This is a genomic window from Psychrobacter sp. S1-30-MNA-CIBAN-0213, assembly GCF_040309845.1.
Classification (GTDB): domain Bacteria; phylum Pseudomonadota; class Gammaproteobacteria; order Pseudomonadales; family Moraxellaceae; genus Psychrobacter.
In genome coordinates, this window is the sequence record NZ_JBEOPE010000005.1 from 54,285 (window position 1) to 78,364 (window position 24,080).

Annotated in this window: 22 protein-coding genes and 1 other RNA gene; 18 read left to right on the plus strand and 5 right to left on the minus strand. The window is 41.4% G+C overall.

From position 1 onward, the window contains the following. The first annotated feature begins 2 nt into the window (after nucleotides 1-2). Both AAEY87_RS06740 and AAEY87_RS06745 read left to right on the plus strand, forming a co-directional pair. Nucleotides 3-1,292 (plus strand): ABC transporter permease, encoded by a 1,290-nt coding sequence (locus AAEY87_RS06740; RefSeq protein ID WP_350656495.1) that lies wholly within the window; start codon nucleotides 3-5, stop codon nucleotides 1,290-1,292. Next, nucleotides 1,292-2,500: an ABC transporter permease gene (locus tag AAEY87_RS06745; RefSeq protein ID WP_350656496.1), complete on the plus strand. Its 1,209-nt coding sequence runs from the start codon at nucleotides 1,292-1,294 to the stop codon at nucleotides 2,498-2,500. Before AAEY87_RS06740 ends, AAEY87_RS06745 begins: the two co-directional genes overlap by 1 nt. 78 nt (nucleotides 2,501-2,578) lie before the next feature. On the opposite strand, the gene sthA is transcribed toward AAEY87_RS06745, so the two are convergent. The 3 genes from sthA to ppsR all read right to left on the minus strand — a co-directional run bounded on the left by sthA (nucleotide 2,579) and on the right by ppsR (nucleotide 5,738). Next, entirely contained in the window at nucleotides 2,579-4,228 is a 1,650-nt protein-coding gene (sthA, locus tag AAEY87_RS06750) for a Si-specific NAD(P)(+) transhydrogenase (RefSeq protein WP_068036189.1), read from the minus strand. 126 nt (nucleotides 4,229-4,354) lie between these two features. Continuing rightward, nucleotides 4,355-4,759: a DUF4377 domain-containing protein gene (locus AAEY87_RS06755; protein ID WP_068036191.1), complete on the minus strand. Its 405-nt coding sequence runs from the start codon at nucleotides 4,757-4,759 to the stop codon at nucleotides 4,355-4,357. 82 nt (nucleotides 4,760-4,841) lie between these two features. Then, the gene (ppsR, locus tag AAEY87_RS06760; RefSeq protein ID WP_068036193.1) at nucleotides 4,842-5,738 is read right to left on the minus strand and encodes a posphoenolpyruvate synthetase regulatory kinase/phosphorylase PpsR; all 897 of its coding nucleotides are present in this window, start codon (nucleotides 5,736-5,738) and stop codon (nucleotides 4,842-4,844) included. Nucleotides 5,739-6,257: 519 nt separating this feature from the next. On the opposite strand from ppsR, the gene ppsA reads away from it, so the two are divergent. The 16 genes from ppsA to AAEY87_RS06840 all read left to right on the plus strand — a co-directional run bounded on the left by ppsA (nucleotide 6,258) and on the right by AAEY87_RS06840 (nucleotide 19,494). Beyond that, nucleotides 6,258-8,642, plus strand: a complete 2,385-nt coding sequence (gene ppsA, locus AAEY87_RS06765; protein ID WP_068036195.1) for a phosphoenolpyruvate synthase — start codon at nucleotides 6,258-6,260, stop codon at nucleotides 8,640-8,642. A 128-nt stretch (nucleotides 8,643-8,770) separates the two neighbouring features. Beyond that, nucleotides 8,771-9,763 (plus strand): RDD family protein, encoded by a 993-nt coding sequence (locus tag AAEY87_RS06770; protein ID WP_350656497.1) that lies wholly within the window; start codon nucleotides 8,771-8,773, stop codon nucleotides 9,761-9,763. A gap of 232 nt (nucleotides 9,764-9,995) precedes the next feature. Next, nucleotides 9,996-10,394 carry a 30S ribosomal protein S6 gene (gene rpsF, locus AAEY87_RS06775; RefSeq protein ID WP_299216183.1) on the plus strand — a complete coding sequence of 133 codons (399 nt, stop codon included), beginning with the start codon at nucleotides 9,996-9,998 and terminating at the stop codon, nucleotides 10,392-10,394. Between the two features lie 16 nt (nucleotides 10,395-10,410). Then, nucleotides 10,411-10,641, plus strand: coding sequence for a 30S ribosomal protein S18 (gene rpsR / locus AAEY87_RS06780; RefSeq protein ID WP_010198808.1), 231 nt, complete (start codon nucleotides 10,411-10,413; stop codon nucleotides 10,639-10,641). A 26-nt stretch (nucleotides 10,642-10,667) separates the two neighbouring features. Further along, nucleotides 10,668-11,186: a 50S ribosomal protein L9 gene (gene rplI, locus AAEY87_RS06785; RefSeq protein WP_068036202.1), complete on the plus strand. Its 519-nt coding sequence runs from the start codon at nucleotides 10,668-10,670 to the stop codon at nucleotides 11,184-11,186. Nucleotides 11,187-11,478: 292 nt separating this feature from the next. Then, nucleotides 11,479-12,801: a questin oxidase family protein gene (locus AAEY87_RS06790; protein WP_350656498.1), complete on the plus strand. Its 1,323-nt coding sequence runs from the start codon at nucleotides 11,479-11,481 to the stop codon at nucleotides 12,799-12,801. Between the two features lie 114 nt (nucleotides 12,802-12,915). Next, nucleotides 12,916-13,274, plus strand: a transfer-messenger RNA (tmRNA) gene (gene ssrA / locus AAEY87_RS06795). Between the two features lie 165 nt (nucleotides 13,275-13,439). After that, complete coding sequence (locus AAEY87_RS06800) at nucleotides 13,440-14,681, plus strand: tyrosine-type recombinase/integrase (RefSeq protein WP_350656499.1); 1,242 nt, start codon at nucleotides 13,440-13,442, stop codon at nucleotides 14,679-14,681. Between the two features lie 119 nt (nucleotides 14,682-14,800). Beyond that, entirely contained in the window at nucleotides 14,801-15,607 is an 807-nt protein-coding gene (locus AAEY87_RS06805; RefSeq protein ID WP_350656500.1) for a hypothetical protein, read from the plus strand. 125 nt (nucleotides 15,608-15,732) lie between these two features. Beyond that, nucleotides 15,733-16,017 carry a helix-turn-helix transcriptional regulator gene (locus AAEY87_RS06810; RefSeq protein ID WP_350656501.1) on the plus strand — a complete coding sequence of 95 codons (285 nt, stop codon included), beginning with the start codon at nucleotides 15,733-15,735 and terminating at the stop codon, nucleotides 16,015-16,017. Nucleotides 16,018-16,064: 47 nt separating this feature from the next. Next, nucleotides 16,065-16,271 carry a helix-turn-helix domain-containing protein gene (locus AAEY87_RS06815; protein WP_350656595.1) on the plus strand — a complete coding sequence of 69 codons (207 nt, stop codon included), beginning with the start codon at nucleotides 16,065-16,067 and terminating at the stop codon, nucleotides 16,269-16,271. After that, nucleotides 16,268-16,558, plus strand: coding sequence for a hypothetical protein (locus AAEY87_RS06820; protein ID WP_350656502.1), 291 nt, complete (start codon nucleotides 16,268-16,270; stop codon nucleotides 16,556-16,558). The genes AAEY87_RS06815 and AAEY87_RS06820 overlap by 4 nt, the downstream gene beginning before the upstream one ends. Continuing rightward, on the plus strand, nucleotides 16,551-16,802 hold the full coding sequence (locus AAEY87_RS06825; RefSeq protein ID WP_350656503.1) for a hypothetical protein: 252 nt from the start codon (nucleotides 16,551-16,553) through the stop codon (nucleotides 16,800-16,802). The genes AAEY87_RS06820 and AAEY87_RS06825 overlap by 8 nt, the downstream gene beginning before the upstream one ends. Continuing rightward, complete coding sequence (locus AAEY87_RS06830; RefSeq protein WP_350656504.1) at nucleotides 16,795-17,076, plus strand: hypothetical protein; 282 nt, start codon at nucleotides 16,795-16,797, stop codon at nucleotides 17,074-17,076. Before AAEY87_RS06825 ends, AAEY87_RS06830 begins: the two co-directional genes overlap by 8 nt. After that, nucleotides 17,060-17,224, plus strand: coding sequence for a hypothetical protein (locus AAEY87_RS06835; protein WP_350656505.1), 165 nt, complete (start codon nucleotides 17,060-17,062; stop codon nucleotides 17,222-17,224). Before AAEY87_RS06830 ends, AAEY87_RS06835 begins: the two co-directional genes overlap by 17 nt. Further along, a complete protein-coding gene (locus AAEY87_RS06840) occupies nucleotides 17,221-19,494 on the plus strand; it encodes a YfjI family protein (protein ID WP_350656506.1) in 2,274 nt (757 codons plus the stop codon). Before AAEY87_RS06835 ends, AAEY87_RS06840 begins: the two co-directional genes overlap by 4 nt. A 188-nt stretch (nucleotides 19,495-19,682) precedes the next feature. On the opposite strand, the gene AAEY87_RS06845 is transcribed toward AAEY87_RS06840, so the two are convergent. Both AAEY87_RS06845 and AAEY87_RS06850 read right to left on the minus strand, forming a co-directional pair. Further along, nucleotides 19,683-20,117, minus strand: a complete 435-nt coding sequence (locus tag AAEY87_RS06845) for a hypothetical protein (protein WP_350656507.1) — start codon at nucleotides 20,115-20,117, stop codon at nucleotides 19,683-19,685. A gap of 109 nt (nucleotides 20,118-20,226) precedes the next feature. Then, nucleotides 20,227-23,472, minus strand: coding sequence for a type ISP restriction/modification enzyme (locus AAEY87_RS06850; protein ID WP_350656508.1), 3,246 nt, complete (start codon nucleotides 23,470-23,472; stop codon nucleotides 20,227-20,229). Between the last annotated feature and the right edge of the window lie 608 nt (nucleotides 23,473-24,080).

Here is a 24,080-nt window from a genome sequence, read left to right on the forward strand (position 1 = left end):
TTATGCGTCTGTTCAAGGCTTTTCTGCGTAGTGCTGCGTACGAGCGTCGTTTTTTAACCAAAAACCATTGGGACTTCTCCGTGGTGGTCTGGATACCTTTGGTCACGATATTACTCATTTGGTGGATTTTTGCGCAAACCCAAATTACGGATTTACCTATCGGCGTAATTGACCAAGATAATAGTCCTGTCGCCAACACATTAGTACGGTATTTGGAAGCCAGTCCGGATATTACGGTTAGACAGCTATATCCCTCGCCAGCAGTAGCTGAAGCAGCTATTTTGCAGCGCGATATTTATGCAGTTGTCATTATCCCAGAAGACTTCGAGCGCAACATTCTATCTGGCAAGCCTGCGCCTATAGTCTTGCAAGTCAATGCTCAATACGGTACTCATTCTGGTATCATCCAAAAAAGTGTACAAACGGTAGCTGGTACTCTATCAGCTGGGATTGAAATTCAACGCTTAGTCAAACAAGGCGTGGCACCATCACAGGCGACTATCGCTTATTCACCTATTAGTGTTCAACGCATCAGCTTATTTAATGCTGCAACTGACTACCAGAAATTTTTGGCCTCAACTGTTATTCCTGCCCTACTACATATTTTAGCAATGGTAATCGGTGCGACAACCATCGGTCGTGAGTTACGTGATAAGCAGCTCGGTCGTTGGTATCGTTTTATTGATACAGGTAGTCCTAACCTGACGTTACTAAACAACAGTCATAGACAGTTAACAGAACTTGATAGCCAAGTTAATAATGCTAACTTCAAATCACAATCTACTCAAAACATCAGTATTCCGGTGCTACTATTTGGCCTGACAGGCAAGTATTTTTGGCCTATATTAGCTTATAGTATCTGGTCGATATTGGCATTATGGCTTGCTACACCGCAGCAGACGATTGCGTTAACTTCTTTGCTAGCTACTTATATTGGGCTTGTTCTGTTGATGATATTGTCATTTTGGCTCGGTGCTATATTTACGGTAGCTTCATTTTCATTGCGTGCAGGCTTATCTGCAACAGGCTTTGTATCTGCGCCCTCTTACGCTTTCGCTGGTGTCACTTTCCCTTATATCGCAATTAGCGATAGTGCTAAGCATTGGTCGGACGCCCTACCTTTAACTCATTATCTAAAACTACATATTGCGCAATTACAAATGCAAGCACCAGTGGCTATTTCTTTACCGATTGTTTACGGTCTAATGATTGCGACCATTATCGCGATGGTAATTACCACATTGTTAACCAAACGCGCATTGGCGCATCCTGAACGCTGGGGAGCCCGCTAATGTCATATACACAGAAGCACAAACCATCAAGAGCAACTCTACCTTCACAAACATCGTCACAAACTTTTTTAGGTAGCTTTTTACAAACGCTAAGAGATATCTTTACCGATAGTGGTGTAATTTTGATGCTGCTTATTGCGCCCATTATTTATGGTTTTTTTTATCCGTGGCCGTATTCAACTGAAGTAGTCAATCATGTACCTGTCGGTATTATTGATAAGGACAATAGCGACCTATCACGTACTATCGTTCGCTACGCTAGTGCCAGTCCGCAGCTTGATACTACACGCTTTCTTAATGAACAACAGGCTAAAGAAGCAATATGGTCAGATGAAATTGCAGGCTACCTGATTATTCCAAGCGGTCTTGAGCAGCAAGTACTATCAGGAAAGGCAGCCAGTGTTAGCGTACTGGGTAATGGCGGCTACTTTCTTTTGAATAAAAATGTTCAGATGGGATTTCTACAAGCGGTTAGTACGGTATCAGCGGGCATTGAGGTCAAGAAAAGCATTGCACAAGGCGCTTATTCGTCTACTGCGGTGCAAAACACGCAAGCTGTACCGCTACGGATTATTCCTTTGTATAATCAAACTGAAGGTTACGGGGCTTACGTAGTGCCCGCGGTATCTATTATTATATTGCAGCAAACATTACTGATGGCAACTGCCATGCTTATAGGAACTTGGTATGAGCAACATCGTCATATGACGACTATAGGCGGTTGGCTTGGTAGAATTGCTGCATTAAGCTCGCTAAGCTTTGTCATTGGTTGCTTTTATTATGGCTGGGCTTTTGAGCTCCATCATTATCCGCGTGGGCAAAATATGCTTGGCAGCTTGCTATTCTTGCTTTTATTCTGTCCAACAGTAGCTACACTTGGCTGCGTGCTCGGATTATGGTTTCGTCAGCGGGAGCGTAGTCTACAGATTTTGATCTTTAGCTCGCTACCGATATTCTTTGTCAGTGGCTATCCCTGGCCTGCCAACCAACTTCCAGAAATACTACAAATTGTGCGCTGGCTAGCACCTACCACTCCTGCTATCAATACTTCTGTACAGCTTAATCAAATGGGTGCAAGCATCTCGCAAGTCTCCATAGGATTTTATGCACTTGCTGCACTATGGGTGTTTTATTTCGTTTTACTGATGCTGTTTTGTTGGCGTACGGCGAAAAAACAGCCCTCTTTGAAAATCACAGAACCCTCTTGAAAATCATTTGGTCAAAAAAAAGCGCCTGTTAATTCAATAACAGGCGCTTTTTTATATTAAATTAAGGTGTACTGAAATCTAGAACACTCGATTAAGACCATTTAATGCTGCTACCCGATAAGCTTCTGCCATCGTTGGATAGTTGAACGTCGTATTTACAAAATACTCCAGCGTATTATTACACTTCATCACAGCCTGTCCGATATGGATAATCTCTGAAGCATGATTACCGTAGCAATGGATACCCAAGATTTCAAGCGTCTCACGATGGAACAATATCTTCAATACCCCAGAACGTTCACCAATAATTTGCGCTCGCGCCAAGTGTTTAAAGAATGCTTGACCCACCTCATAAGGGACTTTTTCGTCCGTTAATTCTTGCTCAGTTTTACCAATACTTGAGATTTCAGGAATCGTATAGATACCAGTTGGTACACTCGATACTGGCTCTGCATCACTATCGCCAACCATAAATGCCGCCGCACAGCGTCCTTGGTCATAAGCAGCTGAAGCCAGAGATGGCCAACCGATAACGTCACCAGCGGCATAAATGTTTTCAACTTCTGTACAGTAAGTATCGTCTACTTTAAGCTGTCCACGGCCGTTAGCCTTTAAACCAATGGCTTCTAAATTTAGTCCTTCAGTATTACCTGAGCGACCGTTTGACCATAAAATCGCATCGGACTTGATTTTTTTACCGCTCTTTAGATGCAATATGACATAGTCATCATGAGTCTCCAAATAGTCAATCTCTTCATTACTACGAATGACCACACCAAACTGTCTAAAGTCATGCGCAATAGCATCACTAATCTCACTATCAAGATAACTTAGTAATTGGTTTTGGTTATTGATTAGATCAACTTTATAGCCAAGGCCAGTGAAAATTGAAGCATATTCACAGCCGATGACACCCGCACCATAAATGATGATTTTTTTGACTACATAATCCATTTGTAGGATTTTGTCAGAATCAAAGACCCGCGGATGATCAAAATCTAAAATTTCAGGACGATAAGGTCGACTACCAACCGTGATGATCGCTTTATTGAAGGTAATGTTTTCAAAAATATTTTCATCAGTCTCAATGCGCAAAGTATTGGCATCTAAAAAACTTCCCCAACCATGAATGACTTCAATTTGATTGCGCTCATAAAAGCGCGTATGGGTGCTGACCTGATTACGTATTACTTTACGGGCATTTGCTAGCACCTTATTTAGAGGTACTTGCTTATATTCCATAGCTTTAGTGAACATCGGATCACGGCGGAAGTTAATCAAGTTGAATACTGATTGGCGCAGCGCTTTGCTCGGAATCGTACCTACATGCGTAGAGTTGCCACCGACCTGATCACGCGGGTCAACAACCACTACTTTTTTGCCAGACTTAGCAAGCTTCATAGCAGCAGCTTCACCAGCAGGACCTGCACCTAATATCACAGCATCATATTCAAACTTATGCTTATCACCTTTTATACGTTGTGAATCTTTAGTGAAGCCTGATTTGATATCAATACGCGTATCATCTAGCGGATTGACCAAATCAGGGTGATGCATAACATCTTCAGTGACTTGGTCGTGGGTTTGCTCAATTTGTTCTTGCTTATTTTTATCTTCGGTCTGCTCAGGAGATGTGACAGGTGCAGCACCACTGTCTTTATTTGATACTTCGGTATGAGTGTCGCTACCAGTATCATTAGTTGTATCATCTTTGCGTTTGCTTCCCATGATATCCTCTTTATTTATTTATTTACTACTTAATCATTAAGCTATTTATGTGAGTCATAAGCGATCTATGTTAGTCATAAACAATCTGTGCATGAATCAATATATACATGAGTCAAGATCATGATGTTATGGCGTGCCCACCATACGTTGTGACAAGATATTTTGCAATGTCCAGTGCCCGTTTAAACTCTGACGCTCTTCATCAACTTGCGGACGTGCGCTAATCACATATTCTGTACCAAGGCTTGGCGTAAAGTCATCAATCCAATCATAAGGAATCTGAAATACTGAACCATCTTTACTAGATTTGGCTAGCAAACACTGCATTGGTAGTGCCGATGCACAAGCCACTCGCTCTGGCATAATCGTTAAAGTCTGTGCCTCACCTAAAACAATAGTAGGTATATAGCGCGGTTCAGGGACTGGTTCGCGTGCGAAGGGAGATGATTGACAGGCACTGAGCAAAACTGTACTGCATAGCAGGCCCATCAATAATAAGGGAGATTTTTTAGATTTATGGGATAGACTCATAACACTCTCTATTTGGTGATAAATATATAGCAATGTTTATATAGTTTGTATGGTATGGCGAAGAAAACAACCGTAAGCGAAATTAACCAATGCGGCGTTTGAGACCGGTCATCTGTAAGATACGAGTAGCAATCTCTTCAACCGACATCTCTGAGACATCTAGGCTTGGAATACCATGAGTGATATAAATACCTTGTATGGCACGCTGCTCTTGCTGACACTGCTGATAGCTCGAATAACGACTGCCCGCACGGCGTTCTTGACGGATTTTTACTAAGCGATCAGTATCAATTAGCAAACCAAATAGCTTGTCTTTATGCTCACGCAGCGCTTTTGGCAGCTGATTATCGTACAAATCATCTTCAGTTAACGGGTAGTTGGCAGCGCGAATACCGAATTGTAGAGCTAAGTATAGAGACGTTGGTGTCTTGCCTGAACGTGACACACCAATCAATATAATATCTGCCATACTATAGTGGCGAGTGCGTGCACCATCATCATTGTCTAAGGCAAAATGTACCGCGTCGATACGTTCTTTATAAGTTTCAGAGTCGACGTTGTCATGAGCATGACCAGAGTGACCGTCAGGCTCTACCCCAGTCTCTTCAGCGATACGTCCAATCAAACCCTCATACATATCCAAGTTACAGCTGTGCGCAGAGTTGATCTTCTCACGGATTTCAGGACTGACAATAGTATCGAAGACTAATGGTAATAATCCATCGCGCTGATAGGCCATGTTGATCTTCTCAACTGCATCTTCCGCGCGCTCTATGCTATCAACATAGGGTAATACACATGTTTCAAATGGTACCGAGGCAAACTGGCTCAATATAGAACGACCCAACGTTTCGGCAGTAATGGCAGTACCATCAGAGATAAAAAAAGCACTTCTTATAGTTTGTGAGTTATCTAAACTTAAAGCGTGATGATTTTGAATAGTAGGCTTATTTTGCTCGGACGGATTGTTAGAGTACATAACTTGAAAACCTCAGTGTAAACCTCAATAGTAAGCTTTAATTGACTCATTATACTTATACTAATTAAGTACGATAATTAAGTCGCTGTGTGACGCACATTCAGTAAGCAGCTATAACACATTCCTATAATATAAATAGGTAGATTAATAGTTACATTGTCATATACGCCTGATATTTCATGCTCTACATTATACTCATAATAGCGTCTTAATAGGAATCAAAGTTAGCATAACTAGCGAACCTTAATAGCGGGTTCTTGCTACAGATTGTCATAGACCTTTTGCACTATTAAAATATTATGCGCTACATATAGGCATATAATTTATAGGAACATTTAGACTGAATTAGCTGCTTTATATTCGGATAAGTGAGACAATAGTGCGATTGTTTATTGCAGAACTCTATAATTTGTATCTTTTTCATAAATTTTTTGGCTTAACCCCTCGAAATTGTCCAAATATAGCGGTATAATTTACCGTTATAATCCTTACTAAATAACCTTATTTTCTGGAGTTATCATGGCAGCTCAATCTACAGCACTTGTGATCAATCTTGATCAGTTAGGAAAAAACGACATTGACATGGTCGGTGGTAAGAATGCTTCGCTTGGTGAGATGATCAGTCATCTGTCTGATTTGGGCGTTAGTGTCCCAGGCGGCTTTGCTACAACTTCAAATGCTTTCAATCGTTTTTTGACTGAAACAGGTTTGCTTGACAAGATTAACAGCGAGCTTAAAGAGCTAGATGTTAACGATGTTAATAAGCTTACTGCTACGGGTAAAAAAATCCGTACGTGGATTATTGAACAAGAATTGCCAAAAGATCTTGAGCAAGAGGTGCGTAAATCATTCGAAGAGATGAGTGATGGCAAAGATATCGCGGTTGCTGTACGTTCTTCTGCAACTGCTGAAGATTTGCCAGATGCTTCATTTGCTGGTCAGCAAGAGACTTTTTTGAACATTCGCGGTATTGATAACGTCCTTATCGCTATTAAAGAAGTATTTGCCTCCCTTTATAATGACCGTGCTATCTCTTATCGTGTACATAAAGGTTTTGAGCATGAAGGCGTTGCCTTATCTGCTGCTGTACAACGTATGGTACGCTCAGAAACAGGTGCTGCGGGCGTTATGTTTACCCTAGATACCGAAAGTGGCTTTGATCAAGTGGTCTTTATCACATCAAGCTATGGTCTAGGTGAAATGGTTGTTCAAGGCGCGGTTAACCCTGATGAGTTCTATTTATCGAAACGCCTACTTGCTGATGGTAAGCCTGCGATTATTCGCCGTAACCTAGGCAGCAAGCATAAGAAAATGATTTATGGTGATGAAGGCAGCACGACTAAATCGGTCAAAACTGTCGATGTCGAAAAAGAAGAGCGCATGCAGTTCTCATTATCAACTGAAGAGCTGACTGACCTTGCCAAACAAGCAGTGACCATCGAAAAGCATTATGGTCAAGCAATGGACATCGAATGGGCAAAAGACGGTGATACGAATGAAATCTTTATCGTTCAAGCCCGTCCAGAAACGGTGAAAAGCCGCCAAGATAGCAATGTCATGGAACGTTATATCATCGATACTAACAATGCAAAAGTATTATGTGAAGGTCGTTCAATCGGTCAACGTATTGGCGCAGGTAAAGTACGTATCGTTAGCAACTTAAATGAGATGGACAAAGTACAAGACGGCGATGTCTTAGTTTCAGATATGACCGATCCGGATTGGGAACCAGTCATGAAGCGTGCTTCTGCGATCATCACCAACCGTGGTGGCCGTACTTGTCATGCTGCTATTATCGCGCGTGAGCTTGGTGTTCCAGCTATCGTTGGTTGTGGTAATGCCACCGAATTGTTGGTTGATGGTCAAGACGTCACCGTTTCTTGTGCTGAAGGTGATACAGGCTTTATTTATGAGAGCCAAATTGATTTTGAAATTCAGACCAACTCTATTGAGTCTATGCCAGAGCTTGCATTTAAAATTATGATGAACGTTGGCAACCCAGATCGTGCCTTCTCATTCACGCAAATGCCAAACGAAGGTATCGGTCTTGCCCGTCTTGAATTCATCATTAACCGCATGATTGGTGTACATCCAAAAGCATTGTTAAATATGAACAGCTTACCACGTGAAGTGGCACAAGCGATTAATGAACGTATTGCAGGTTATGCTTCACCAGTTGATTTCTATGTTGATAAATTGGTCGAAGGTATCTCAACGTTAGCCGTTGCCTTTATGGATCAACCAGTTATCGTTCGCATGTCAGATTTTAAATCGAACGAATATGCCAACTTACTTGGTGGTAAATTATACGAGCCATCAGAAGAGAACCCAATGCTTGGTTTCCGTGGTGCTAGCCGCTACGTTTCTGATAACTTCCGTGACTGCTTTGAGCTTGAGTGTAAAGCGCTTAAGCGTGTACGTGATGAGATGGGCTTGACCAACGTCGAGATTATGATTCCTTTCGTACGTACTGTTGGCGAAGCAGCCCAAGTCATTGAGTTGCTCGAGAAGAATGGTCTAAAACGTGGTGAAAATGGTCTACGCATCATTATGATGTGTGAGCTACCAACTAACTGCTTACTAGCAGAAGAGTTCCTCGAGCACTTCGATGGCTTCTCAATTGGTTCAAACGACTTAACTCAACTTACTCTTGGTCTTGATCGTGACTCAGGTATCGTCTCACATCTATTTGATGAACGTGATCCTGCCGTTAAGAAATTATTGTCGATGGCGATTGATGCCTGCCGTAAAGCTGATAAATATATCGGTATCTGTGGTCAAGGTCCTTCAGACCATCCAGATCTTGCTTTTTGGCTTATGGAACAAGGTATTAGCTCAGTGTCACTTAACCCTGACTCAGTATTAGATACCTGGTTCTTCTTAGCTGGTGAAGAAGTACAATAAGCTGTAACGTTAAGTCACCGCAGTAATTCACACAGTCATTAAGTAAGCAATCATTAGGGTCTATTTGAAAAATCCTCAATAGACCCTAATACTATGGCTTACAGTAGCGACTTAAGATATGACTAACTATGCAGGCAATTATGCAGATTTTCCTTGCTCGAAATAACGTACAAGCTGGTCCATATACTTTGGATCAACTCAATATTATGCTGACATCTGGTGAGGTATTATTAGATGATTTGGTATGGCATGAAGGCTTAGATAAGTGGCAGCGTGTTGGAGACTTGACAGGTAACCAACCTCTTTATAGTCCTGCTAACATTCCTACGCCTAACGACTCTATCATTAATAATGTGACGGTATTCCCTGAAGACTCTGATACTAATAGTCGCGATGGCAAAAACGTGTCTCTTGATAGATTATATGGTAAGCCTGAACGCCCAAAAAGTAATACTGACAAGAATGCTAAAGGTGGCATGACGTCCAACCGTCATCATACGCCAAATAAAAATGTATCATTGAACAAACCTGATACGACCAAACTTGCCAATAGTAAAGACAAAGTACTTGGCGATGTGGTCCTTGCACCTATTATGTCACGCGTATTGGCAACAGCACTTAATGGCCTATTATATATATTAGCGATTTTTCCGTTAGTACTAGCATTGACCAAAATGGATGTAGATTACTCAAAGTTCCAAGATATTCAGAATATGGATGCCGCTTATCAGTACTCGATGACACTCATGGAGAGCTTACCTAGCTCTACCTTAATGATGTCACAAGTTATGGTCTTTGGTCTATTCGCCCTACAACTGGTATTTATTACATTACGTGGACAGTCTCTTGGTAAATTAATTACCGGTATTCGCGTGGTCGATCAAACCACACACCGTATACCGTCGTTTATCAAACTTATCGGCATGCGTACATTGGTACTATTTATTATCTACAATTTATTGTTCTCATTCACGAGTTTCTTAGGATTTGTTGTCATTGCTGTTCATTATTATATGGCATCTAGAAGTCCTGAAAATATTGGTTGGCATGATAAGTTGGCTAAGACTTTGGTAGTAAAAGCTGATAGCAGTCAATTGGTCAAGCAACCAAAAATAAAGTAGCTAAAACACTTCGTTATTTAAAATCATATCTGTTTGCAAAAAGCAGCGCTTAGTCGTTGCTTTTTATTTATTAGCAGACGACTGTATTAACCTTTGTGTTAGTACACGACTACTGCTATAATACGGCGCTTTATAACCTAAGCTTACCTTCTCTATATGAGATTGAGTTTACCTTATAAATCTCCTTGCTATTAACATAGGGTTAATAGCTACTAATCCGTAAGGAGTCCAAATGAGACATTACGAGCTGGTGTTAATTGTACACCCAGACCAAAGCGACCAAGTGGTCGGCATGGTTGAACGCTATATCAAGTTGGTTCAAGACAATGGCGGTGTTATCCATCGTCTAGAAGATTGGGGCCGTCGTCAACTGGCTTACCCAATCAACAAGATTCACAAAGCTCATTACGTTCTTTTCAATATTGAGACTGACGGTGAGACTTTAGCTGAGCTTGAAGAATTATTCCGTTATAACGACGCGATCATTCGTAGCCTAGTTATGCGCCGTGACGACGCTATCACTGAAGAGTCGCAGTTAGCTAAGAATGCCGATGAAAAACGTGCACGCAAAGCAACTACTCGTCGTCCAGACAGTCGTGAAAACGATAATGACGACAACAGTGAAGACTAATTAAAGGAGAATACTCATGGCACGTTTCTATCGCCGTCGCAAATTCTGCCGTTTCACTGCTGAAGGCATCACTCACATCGATTATAAAGATGTTGAATTGCTAAAACAGTATATCAGTGATAATGGCAAGATTGTACCAAGCCGCATTACCGGTACATCTACTAAATATCAGCGTCAACTAGCGACTGCTATCAAGCAAGCTCGTTATTTATCGCTACTTCCATACACTGATAACCATCAGGGTTAACCGTTAACTTTAACTAGGAATGACTCATGCAAATTATTTTGTTACAGCGTATCGTCAACCTTGGTAAACTCGGTGAAACTGTCGATGTGAAACCAGGTTACGGACGTAACTTCCTTATCCCTCACGGCAAAGCGCTACCTGCTACGGCAGCTAACGTTGAAAAGTTCGAAGCACGTCGTGCTGAACTTGAAGCTGAAGAGGCAAAAGAAATCAATGCCGCCAAAGAACGTGCTGACGCATTAACTGATGTTAATGTCATCATGCGCGCTAAATCAGGTGACGAAGGCAAACTATTCGGCTCTATCGGTACTCGTGATATCGCTGAAGCGTTAACTAACTCAGGCTTAGAAGTTGATCGCTCTGAAGTTAAACTTCCAGAAGGCGCTTTACGTCAAGTTGGCGAATATAACGTTGATATCCAATTGCATCATGACGTTACTGCTAGCATCTTAGTTACTATTCTTTCTGAAGATGGTAATGACGAAGATTTAGTTGATGACGAAAATGAAGCACAAGACGAAAATGAAGACTATTCTGAAGAGTAATCTTTAGAAAGTTTGAATCAAGTCTAAAAAAGCCAGTAACTTCAAGTTACTGGCTTTTTTTTGTTTCTCAACAATTATAGAGTCTTGGGGACTATTTCAGTATCACGCACTATATGAGAATATGCTGTAGGATGAAGCTTGCAAAGTATTTCTACGTAAAACTATTTGATATAGAAGCAACAGCCTATTACTATAAATGTTATTAACCTATTTTAGATTCTTATCATAATGCCAAATAGTAAGATAAGCATCGCTTTAGCGTTATACGATTATTATGAATTAGAGTGTTCACATGACATTTTACTCAAAGCCAAATTATTCTGACCATCTGCATGAGTGGCTTAAGCGTGGTAGAAACTGGCACATTGAATATGGTGACTACTTATCAAATCATATCACTCATAATTGGATTGCATTAGACGCTGCTGGTGCTAGTCAAGAAAAAATGCAGTGGTGGCAAGATACTTATACTCATAATGCCACTAACGATACATCTCAAAGCGCTGCAAAAAAGCCAGGAATGTTAGAATCGCCTCGCAGTAACCCGATTGATTATACAGAAATAACCAATGCCAACTGGTTGAATAATTTGCAGTCTATTCGGATTGCCTTTCCTTTATATCGTAATTTTTTTGATAAAAAAATAGCAGAGCTAGGATTAAGCGCCTGCCTTAAACGCTACTACCCTGCGCTGTCAGAAGGCATGGCTGGTGCAGCGTTTCATCCTGTGATACATACGGGCTGGGCCGTTGATGTTGACTCTGATGACATGGCAGCGGAAGGGTTGGCATATATGGCAACCGCATTCCAACCATTAGCTACCGGCTCAATCCATACCGAACATCAGCTTTGGTCTCCTGATGCACCACGCCCTATAGAAGCACTTGAGCAAATCTTAAACGATGTTAGAATATCACAACTGACTGAAGAAGCCGATTGGTTAAGTAAAACTGAAGACTACAAAAGGCTAAATAGAGGTGGTTTCCAACAGCGCTTAATCACTTTTGATAATCCAGAAGAGTCGATGTCGCTGTTTCTCAATGAGATGGTGAGGCTTAAACTGCCTGATATCGGGCAAGATCTAACTTCATCAATCGAAGAGCTGACTGTTATTGCCGCAACTGCCTTACACAGCAGCGACAATGAATTTTTTATACTTCATGGATTAACGAGCTTATACGCTGTTTTATGTGTATTGCCACATCTTGATGAAAGCGCCCAACGCAATGCTTTGGGTTATTGGTTTAGAGTACTGATGGCTACTATCATAATTCAGGGAAGTCCTGGAATGACCGATGCAGTTACCTTACTTAAAAAATGGCTTGTTGATAAAGAAGAAAGCAAGACTATCGGTTATCAGTTAAATGAGGAGAAAAAAGCATGGTGGCTACAAACCCTACAGTCTACTATAGACAGTCTTGATGAGCATGTACCAAAGGCAGTTTATGTTTTGAAGCGCTGGGCTGAATGGCAGTCATTTTCAAAATCATCACATGAGGTTTATGTTAAAGCGGCTCGCAATATAACAAAACCTAATGTGAATGGCGAGCTGCAAGATAATCTATGGTTTAGTAACACCTTCACAAAAGCTTCAGAAAGTAAAAACAAGAAGTGATAACACACTTATGATACTCTTCTATGTTTATCATAGGTGTGTTATCAAGTGTAACGACTTAGCATTACCCTATTGCCAAAACTGGCTATGTCTATTATAATACGTCGTTCTATTGGGGATGTTCTGGCTTCGACGCTGGTGATGAAACTCAATGATGCATGTCGAGAGTGTATGTCCTCTCGTTAATCAAACATATATTGTTATAGTCGCAAACGACGAAACTTACGCTCTAGCAGCTTAAACCCTGCTTACTTGGTTGCTGATCACCTACAGTTGGTTAACTAAGTTGAAGCGTCCGCATGTAGGCTCGCCACAAGGGATTGTCTCAATCGCTTGGGTTCAAAAGTAGAGAATCGTCCAATCCATCCTGACTGTCGGATCGGTGCGGATTAAAGCCAAAGACAGAAACTAAACATGTAGATTCATGAGCGTAATGCTGGCGGACGCGGGTTCAACTCCCGCCATCTCCACCAAACAACGATAAAGGGCTGACCGTCATTGACCGTCAGCCCTTTATTTTGCCCGTTTTTCAAGTATTCAGGTCTATGCCGTCCTATGGTGTCCTATATAGAATGTTGGTATTATAGTTGGTATCAAGCAGTACCAACACCCACAGTACCAACATAGGATAAACCCTAATGCCCCTAACTCATACCGTTATCAATAAGCTACAGCCTAGTAGTGCAGCCATTGAGAGCAAGCGACCTGATAAGCATAGCGATGGCAACGGCTTGCAACTGTGGGTTAGATACACTGGTACTAAGTCATGGATCAGCGCCTACCGCTGGCAAGGCAAACAGCAAACCCTCACTATTGGCACATACCCAGTTATGAGCCTACAAGATGCAAGGCAGCGCAATATCGAGGTTAAAAGACTAATAGCTGATGGTATCAATCCCAAAGACCACAAAAAAGAGCAGCAAGCCACAAGGGACGGCAAAAAGCTATTCAATGCCATTGCACAGGATTGGTATAGCGAGCGCAAAACCTACCTAGCCCCTAGCACCTTCTACCGTAACTATTCAGCCTATGAGCGCGATATTAAGCCCGCTATTGGTCACAAGCTTATAGATGACATAACCCCACCTGATATATTAGCCATTGGTAAGACTGTAGAGCAGCGCGGCGCTAATGAGATGGCAAAGCGTACTATTAGAGAGGTAGGGCAAATATTCAAGCATGCTATCCGTAATGGGCTTGCTACAAGCAATCCAGCCACTGACCTAGCCGAAGCCATCAAACCCCACAAGACCGTTCACCATAGCCGCATAACCAGCCAGCAACTGCCTAAACTACTTAAAGACATTAACGCCTATGAGGGTGATGTATTGGTGAAGCTTGGCTTATGGTTTATGTGCTATACCTTTGTGCGTACCAGTGAACTACGTTTTATGGAGTGGTCAGAAATAGACTACAAGCAAGGATTATGGCGCATACCAGCCGATAAGATGAAAGCTAAGCGTTTGCACATTGTGCCCCTTGCACCGCAAGCCATGGCGATATTAGAGCAAATCAAAGAGCTGGGCTTTTCGGATCAATATGTTTTCTTTAACCCATCGACCCGCAAGCCATACAGCCAAAACGCTTTTATTACTGCCCTATGGAGAATGGGCTATAAGGGCAGAATGACAGGTCACGGCTTTAGAGGACTTGCCAGCACTACCTTACATGAACAGGAATATATGCACGAAGCTATAGAGCTGCAATTAGCACACGATAGAGAGAACAAAATAAGCGCAGCCTACAACGGGGCGCAGCATCTACCCTATAGAACCAAGATGATGAATGAATGGGCAAACTTCATTGATGATGCTTATGCTGGCAAGATTGATAACTTGATACGTGCAGACTTTAAGCAAAAAGAACAAAAGCTAAGTTAAGGCTTAGCACCAACTATGCAAGGCTAGGACTAATTACCCGAACGACAGCTATTCACACACCTTTAGGCTGTCACTGCCTTGCACCTACTTTAAATCAAGGGTGTGTAAAGGTGTGCGTAATGAATCAGGTTAAAAAAAGTGATCGTGAACATAAGCTGATGTATGAATCTTTCAAACTCAGTCTATCAAGGCCTACAAATAATCAGCTTGCAAAAGCTTTCCTAGCTAATGAAGATTGCAATAGTATTCAGTCCGAAAACAATCTGTCTTTCTTGAATATGGTAGGAGACGCTGCATATGCTTTCTTAAAGAAAAATGAACTAGATTATGAAAAATACAATAATGGTAAAACAAGTCCTGAATGTGAATGTGATCACGACTGTGAATGCTATCTTAATGATTTCATCATGCCAGCTTTCAACAATTTAGCTAGCAAATTTGAACCTTATATAGACGATTGCTCTTTAGTAAATCGCATCTTAGAGGAATTTGAGGGAGAGGAGAAAGAGCGGCTTTCACGTTGTAACTTAAGAGAATTATTGAGGTTAGCCCTTCATAAGGAGTTAGCGTATTTAGCTTTCGATTATCAATACTATGGCGTGGCTTGTTACCTTCACGAATTTGCAGTCTTAATATATGGAGGTGTATTGACTAAAGGACGTTTCGATCCATCTGAGTACATTCAAAACGACCGCAAAGCTAGAACTGAACCAGCTATCAAAGCGCGTTGGGATGGTCATGTAGAGGAGCTAAGACGTAGATACTTAGAATTATATGAGCAGCGCCAAAGTGAATTAGGTAAAAAACTAACGATGAAAGATGTAGCAATATGGATTCACGATTATCATAATCCTGATGAATTAACTTTTGAAACTATCAGAGATCATCTAAGCAAGGCCCGCAAAGGAGAGTTTACTAACGATTAAAATATGGTTTGCGTCGCATCCACTAGTGTTTGCGTCGCATAGATATTCCCTGTCTAATATGCCCCGCCTAATATAACTCCATTAGACGATACATACCGTATCGTCCTTTAGTGGAGCTACACGCAATGACACAGTCAAGTAATCAAACCTCAGTTATCCCATTCAGCGATAACACATCAAACAAAGCCACCACCGCAACCAATCCAGCTATGCAACTCCCTACTACTGGGATGGGCAGAGCTAAGGACATACTTCCGTTCTTACCGTTTAGCAAAACGACGTTATGGGAGTGGTCGAAAGATGGACGCTTCCCTGCACCTATCAAGCTTTCGCCTACCCTGACTGCATGGATGTATGCGGACGTACATAAATGGCTTAATAGCCACACCTCAAACAGCAGCGGGGTGTAATCATGTCAAACACACGGCAATCAAAGCAGAAATACAAGCAAATCATTATGAACCATATGCTCGAGGGTCATAGTCTTAGCACATTTGAGGCCTACGACCTTTTCAAAATTACATGCTTCCTACAGCGTATTAGTGACTTAAGAGCTGATGGCATAGTCATTCAAGACGCGTGGGTAAAGAATAACGGCAAACGCTTCAAGCGCTACTGGATCGATGCATCTGATAGAAACAAAGCTAAGGAGATATACCAATGAGCAAATCAAATATCATTTTAGAACCGCGCCTAGTAGCAGTAGATAGCCACACCCTTAGTCATGTTGACGATCACATTCAAAGCTATTCAGAGGAATGCACCCATCTAGGGTATGCGCTTGGCCATCTAATGAACGAGTTTAGAGAAACCGACCCGCAAACCTATGGCTTACTTAAAACGGTGCAGTCAGCCATATTCAGAATAAGCGTGGATGCTGAGAAATTGAGCGAAGGCATCATGGACGATCTAATCTCACGGCAAGAAATTAAGGTGAACGACAATGCGTAATCAATTGACAGTATCAGCAGAACACTTAGAGCTCGTCTTTGAACAGGTAGTGTCATTAGCTATTGATACTTCCCATCTAGCATTAGCACTACAGGCCGTGGAAGTAGATTGTGCGGTATCAGCTGGGATATTGAATTCGGTGAGAATGGCACTACAAGGCAACGCAGCTATTAGTGAAGACATCAGCGACCAACTAGACAGCATGTTATCAGCACGACAAGACGAGGTATCAGGCCTTGAATGATAAAGAGTTCGTAAACGAGGTAAGGCGCAAGCTAAGAGATAACGGCTATATGCTGATATCTGGTGACTTCATCGACAAGCTCATAACTACCCTGCACGCTAATGTGACTACCATTAACACTATGACAGAGATTGCAGAGATAGAAACCAAGCTGCAAGACATATCAGCCCACCAGCCCACTGATCGCCAGGTTAATTCACTAAAAGAGTTATCACAGCGCATCAGTGAGATAGCATTCAACGTAGAGGACGTGAGACATGACCAGCAAGCCTAACAATACTAGCCAACCAACGCCTTATGACGGTTGGGCTGGCAACCAGTATCGCAAGCCAAGTCGTAAGCATGCAAAGCGTAAGAGCTATTACAAGAAGTATAGAGAGCAGCGCAAGCCGAACCAGTCGCAAGCAAGGGGGACTCGATGAACACCACACAAACCACAGACAATAAAAAAGCCCATGCTATCAGCACGGGCTTGTCTCAATGCATTGCGGATTTTAGGCTCGCTACATTGGCAGATGTAGCAGGTCATGACACATTAGAAAGCTTACTAAGCAATGGTTTATCAAACTCAGTCATCTATCTAGATAGAGATATTACCATATTTACGGGAGCGCTTGCAGGAGAGAAACAGCTAGATACCGCTGGCAATATAGGGCTTATCATGCTCAACAATCAAGCTGAGCAAGTCAATCTTGCCAGCATACCACTTGATGACAACGGACGTATCTTTATATCTGATAATGATATACCAAGCGCCTTTGTCATTGGCTCAATGAGCAAAGAGAGTCAGTGGATAGTCATAGCTGACCTGGCTGATGCAGTGCGATGTTATAACGCTTATCATAGGCTGGGTATTGATGTGACGGTACTCACTTGCCTTGTACAAAGTTTGTTTAATCAGACGGTAAAGCATTTTTCAGAAGTGCAGCAAGTGACCGTTATGACTACCTCACAACATAAAGCCAAAGTAATAACACCGCTTAAAGGCGTGAATGCTGAAGCAATCGTTTGCGAGCATACGCTTATTTATGACGCGCTTGAGTTTGACGCTGATTATGATGACTTACTGGCTGATGCTGAGATCATAAACTTGAAAGCATTAGGCAAACCAAAGCCCAAACCTATCAGTCAAACGCTACCACCAGTTAAGACACTCACAAGCACCATGATGCCCAAACTGCTATGGGATTATGCTTCAAACAGTGCTGAGCGCTTGAGCGTACCTATTGAATATGTGCTAATGCCCTTGATGGTGTCGCTTGGCAGCTTGATAGGCACTAAGCTAAGCATTTACCCTAAAATGTACGATAACTGGGAGGTAGTACCTAACTTTTATGGTGCAATCATTGGCAACCCATCGAGTAAGAAATCACCGTCATTATCTGATGGCCTAAAGCCACTATCGCATTTAGTCGCACTCGCTAAGAATAAGTATGATGAAGACAAGCTCGAGCATGACACCCAAAAAGAGCTTAACAAGCACATGACAAAGGCAGCTGAGAAGCAGCTCAGTGACCTTGCTAAAAAGCTAGCGACCCAAACTGATGACGATGCTGAGATCAATCAAGAGGACTTAAAAGCCAAAGCGCAAGAGTTGGCAGAGTCAAAGCAGAGTGATGAGCTAATACCTGAGATTAAGCGTTATGTGACTGATGACGGTACGATTGAGAGTATCGGAGAGCTTGAGAGCAAACACAAAAACGGTATGCTGGTAAAGCGTGATGAGCTGACAGGTTGGCTTGCTTCATTAGAGAGTGAAAGCAATCAGCAAGCGCGCTCATTCTATCTTGAGGGCTTTAATGGCTTAGGTAGCTTTCAAGTCGATAGAATAGGACGCGGCTCAGTGTTTATCGACACTCATTGTCTATCGGTGATCGGTGGTATTCAGCCTGACAAACTCGAGTATTATTTATCTAAAACGATGAAAGGGCTAGGCAATGATGGCTTGATACAACGCTTTCAATTAATGGTCTATCCTGACCCACTACCAAACAGTAAAGAGCGTGACTTACCACCTGACAGGCAAAGCCGTGACGCTATCTATAATTTGTTTGAAACCATTGACAGTATGCAATTAGGTGAATTCATGCGCTATGGTGCAAACCCAATTGATGACTACCACAAGCGCCCCTATTACCGCTTTACTGATGAAGCCTATCAAGTATTTATGAGTTGGTATGACGCGCTTAAACTCAGAGCTGGTGAAGCTGAGCATAGCATCATAGCTGAGCATCTAATCAAGTATGCTAAAACAGTGCCGTCATTAGCGTTAGTCTTTCATCTAGTGGATTGTATAGAGCATGGTACTTCTTTAGGTGCAGTTAATATCAATGCACTCAGAGCAGCGCTATCATGGTGCGAAGTCTTAGAGAGCCACATGATGAGAATATATAGCACCGTCACCGATAGCGCTAATATCAAAGCCTCTTATTTAGCCAATAAAATAATGAAAATGGTCAAAAAGGGAGCTGACAAAACTGACACAACCGACTGGATCGAGCATGGCTTTACAGCTAGGCAGCTAATACGCAAAGGGTGGAAAGGGTTAAATGATGCTGATGATGTATTGAACGCGCTTGAAATATTAGTCGAACATGACTGGCTAAGCTGGCAGGAGATACCAAGCACAGGGCAAGGAGGCAGACCGACAGAGCGTTATACTATCAACTCAAGATTAATAGAGCTTATATAAGTTTTGTCAGTTATGTCAGTGCATTTATGAGGCGTTATTGAAAAATAGCGTCCTTTTTTGATACTTATAGTTCTGTGAGTATTTATTCGATGACTGATCGCGTTACCTATTGCAGATGAACCGAACAAAGAAAAGTGTGATCATCTGATATATTAGACTAAAGCGAACATACTGAATGAAGTTATACTCTAGTTCCTAAGAAAGAGAAACCTGTGTATATTAGGAGCTAACTCAATTAATATAAGTATTCCAATAAAATAAAAAATCGCTAGAATAATGTTATTTGAATGTAACCTTTGGTCAGGAGTTCTTGAAAGTTCCTTATCTGAAAAATATTGGTCGTAATACGAGCCACCATGTTTACTATTCCAACATCCTCCACCTAACTGATCAGCTTTATAGTCCTCAAAAACTGTTCCATCTCTACATATTGAATAGACATCATCTCCTACTTCCTCTCTCAATTCTAGTTCTTCATGATAAAATTGCCAAGCCCAAGACAGATCTTCTTTGTCATTCTTCTGTATATAAATAAAACTAGTGATTGCCGATAATATAATTACACTTATCCAAAATCCACCAAGAGGCATAGCCTGTTTTATCTTTTCTAAAAATTTATACATAAGAATCTACAACTATGTCATATAGTCAATCAACCGAGAAATAATAGAGTTAGAGATTACAGCTTGTAGCGGAAACACTGTAATCTCTTTTTTAATCACACGCGCTAACTTATCCAACTACATTTATCACATCTATCTGCTGCATGATGTCATCAGTCAAGCTGAGAGCAGCAATGATATTCAGATAGTGTTTAATATCATGATGATCTAGTATGCTCTCATGGCGGTCTTTTAGCCACTTTTGTGTAGGCTGATAACCACCGATATAGAACTCCCATGCCACTAGTGGCACATTGGCAAAATACTGCGTGTCATTAAGCCAAACTTTACCAATGCTGCTATCTACTTTATCAGGCTCAAAGCCAACGCTGGTCTTGGTCATCTTACGTGTGACGCTGCTATCCCCTGATATTGGATAGCCAAGACTGAGCGCCTTAATCTGTGCGGCAAGCTTTGGTGATTCTAACAAGTGGATTTGACGTAGCTCGCTACCGAGTGACACCAACTGCCAAAAAGTATCGGCATCGCTGGGATAAGGCACGCGTGGGAAGTCAATTTTTAGGAACTCTTTATAAGTTTCACGGTATGTTGGGCTGTGCAATACGGCATAGATATAATCAAGAATATCTATCGGGGCAAACGTGCCAGCGGTGTCTTCCTTTTCATTGGTAAAGGTAAGGTCAATCGCATTAGCAATTTGTGCCACGATTTCAGAGTCAAGGTTTGGCGTTCGGGTTGGTTTGTCTTCAGCTTTTGATTCTAATAGATTGGTTTGAGTATCAGAGTCATTGTAAAGATAGAGAGGGAAAAAATTACCACTACCGAATTTGCCAGCAGTGCCAGTAAAATTAACATCAACTAAATGTTTTGAAACTAGCACATATCGCCAATCGGACGCACATTGTCTTGGAACAATAAGAGAGATGTTATCCCTTTTAAGATGCTTTGAAACATTATCTCTAAGACGGTCTGCCACTTGACTATCATAATATAAATATTGAGAGTCGAAAGGACGATAGTCAATTCTTACTATTTTTTCTTCATGATAACTACCGTTACGCTGATTGATTAACTTCCAACTATTGTTTTCTTTTAGTGAGTATTTTGATTGAATAGTATTATCACTAATGTTTTTATCATAGAAGTCCATAATCCTAGTTTTTAAATTTTCTTTAGACGGACTGATACATAAGTTATCTCTATGAGTTTTTACACCACTTGTATTTACGTCAAATAACTCTGTTATAGAAAATCCTTTATTATAACTCTCTTGCCCATTAAAGTTTTTCGGTAACATAAAGTACATAGGTGATTTACTAAATATTTCAACAAAATCAATATTAGCTAGATTATTTTCTTTTAAAAACTGATACTTATCATTTCGTCTGCCGTATAAATCAAAATGATACACCTTGCCTAACTCGCCAGCCTTTTTCTTACCTGTTTTAACTAGGACGTTAATTGAGACACCTTGCATAATATCAAAGACGTTTTCATCTTTACTACCATCTAGGGCTGTTTCCTGCGATCTCGCATTACCATGCAAATCAATGGTAAAAATCTTGTCATAAGTATTTAACAGTTGCCAGCGCATACCACGAAACGTTGGATTGTCCAAAAAGCCATGGGGATTAATAAAAGCTAAAACACCCTCACCGTTCTTTTCAATGTAATTCTGACCATAACGCATAAACTTCACATAATCATCATTAATAGATTTAGGATTACGCTCATTTAACTTCTCAATACCGCCAGGCTCTTTTTTATAATCTTCCATCAGCGACATAATCCAATCGCCTTTATTAGCACTCTCTCCACTGTAAGGCGGATTACCCATTACCACCATCACTGGTGCATCACGCTTAACAGCGTTGGCTTCGTTCGCCTCAGCAGACAGCCAGCCAGCAAATAGCGTACCTGTATCGGGGTTATGTTCTTCTAGTGAGTTGGTGAGATAGACTTGCAGACGCTTGGGTTTGATTGGCTCATAGCCTGTATTGGTCAATAGCATATCAAGCTTGAGGTGTGCCATTGCATAACTTGCCATCAGTAGCTCAAAGCCGTGTAAGCGCGGTAATAGGTCTTGCTCGACATAGCTGCTCCACATACCACCCATATTCTCAAACTGATTATGAAAAATATGCTGAATAATGGCGGCAAGGAATGTACCTGTGCCAGTCGCTGGGTCAAGGATTTGCACCTTATGCACTAGTTCTTTTACCATCTTATAGCCTGATTTGGTACGACTATCGGGCGTTTGCGTTTGTTTTTCTATCTCAATCTTACTGGTATCAGCGATACCCTCTGACAAATTGAACTCAGACTTCAATATGTCGTCCACGGCACGCACGATAAACTGTACGACTGGCTCAGGCGTGTACCAAACGCCGCGCTGCTTACGAAGTTTGGGATTGTACTCAGCCAAAAAGGTTTCATAAAAGTGAATAATCGGGTCTTGTGTCTGAGTGGTCTTACCGAAGTTTTTTAGAATAGCCGCGACATCAGTTGCTCTGAACACTTCCGCTAAGTTATCTACAGTTAGCTTGATACGGTCATCAATATCTACACCAGCGACATGAGAGAATAGTTTTCTTAAAAATGGATTGGTCTTAGGTATCAGCTCCGCCGCTTCTTGACGGCTAAAAGTGTCTAGGGTGTCATCATGCAAACGGGCAGCAAACATGCCATAAGCGAGCGTTTGCGCGTAAATATCGGCAAAGTCACTAGGGGTTAGGTCATGGATAAGAACAGACTTAAAGGTATTGAACTGGTCCCGCAAGTCGGTATTGGAATTACTGTCTTCATCACTGGTAAGCGCCTTATGTAGAATGTTCTCTAACAGCCTTGCCTTGCCAGCCATCAAGACAGCCAAGCGTTGGGCTGACCTGATTGTTTGTCCTACATAGACACAGAAGTCACGCAGCAACTCAGCTAAACGCTTGAACTCGCTATCATGCGACTGCACTACGCCTGCGACCAACTCACCAACGCAAACTTCGTGAATGCGCTCGCCATCAACATAGAACTGAAAACGTAGATAGTCCGTAATGATTAGGTTATCAAGTGCTGCCTTATAGCGGTCAAACTGTTCTTTGTACAGCTTAGAACCTAAGTCTTTACCAACGTCCTTGGCTTCAATAAAACCAATAGGAATGTCTTTTTTACTAATCAAAAAGTCAGGGTTACCGCAGTCCGTTACTTGGCTTGGCTCATTGGTTACCATCACCTCAGGTATTAGATTATTGATCAAGTCCTCTAAATCTTTACGAAAGGTATGTTCTGAAGTATGACCAGCTTTGACCCTTTGGGCGATTTTATTGACGTAAGTAGCGACAGATTGAACAGAGTTAAACATAGAGTATTCTTAATATGGTTGGCAGACTAATTATTGAAACGTGAGTGCGAATTATTCTATCAATAATAGTTCGGTGTGTGGGACATATTTAGGACTACTTTTAGATAATGTATAGATTTAGCGTGCAATTAGCAGTTAGCGCAATTCAACTCCATACTATAACTGGTAAGGCTTACGAGAACTTTAGCAGGTTTTTAGAGGTATAAACCTATCCAAATATATAGGATTTATTAGGAAATACCCACACAGGCAAATATCACAGGTTGGCAGGTAGGAGCAGCGACAATAGCTGTTAGGACGTGTTTTGATAATTGAATTGCATTAAAAGCTAAACCTCACAAGCATTGATTTATAAGGTCTTGCAGATAATACTTTTCAGCTTTTACAGTGTCTCAAGCAAACAACCCCATGCATACATTATGCAAGCTCTTCTTCAATAGTTAATACAATCAATTACAAATTAATATTCAACTAAGAAGATAGGCAGTCAGTAAGAGAAAAACAGAAAACGATTGTTGGTATTATGGTTGGTATCGACTATTTTAAATTAATTTATATTTATATTTATCAATAACTTATATCAGTAGTTTGGTTTCCGCCATCTCCAC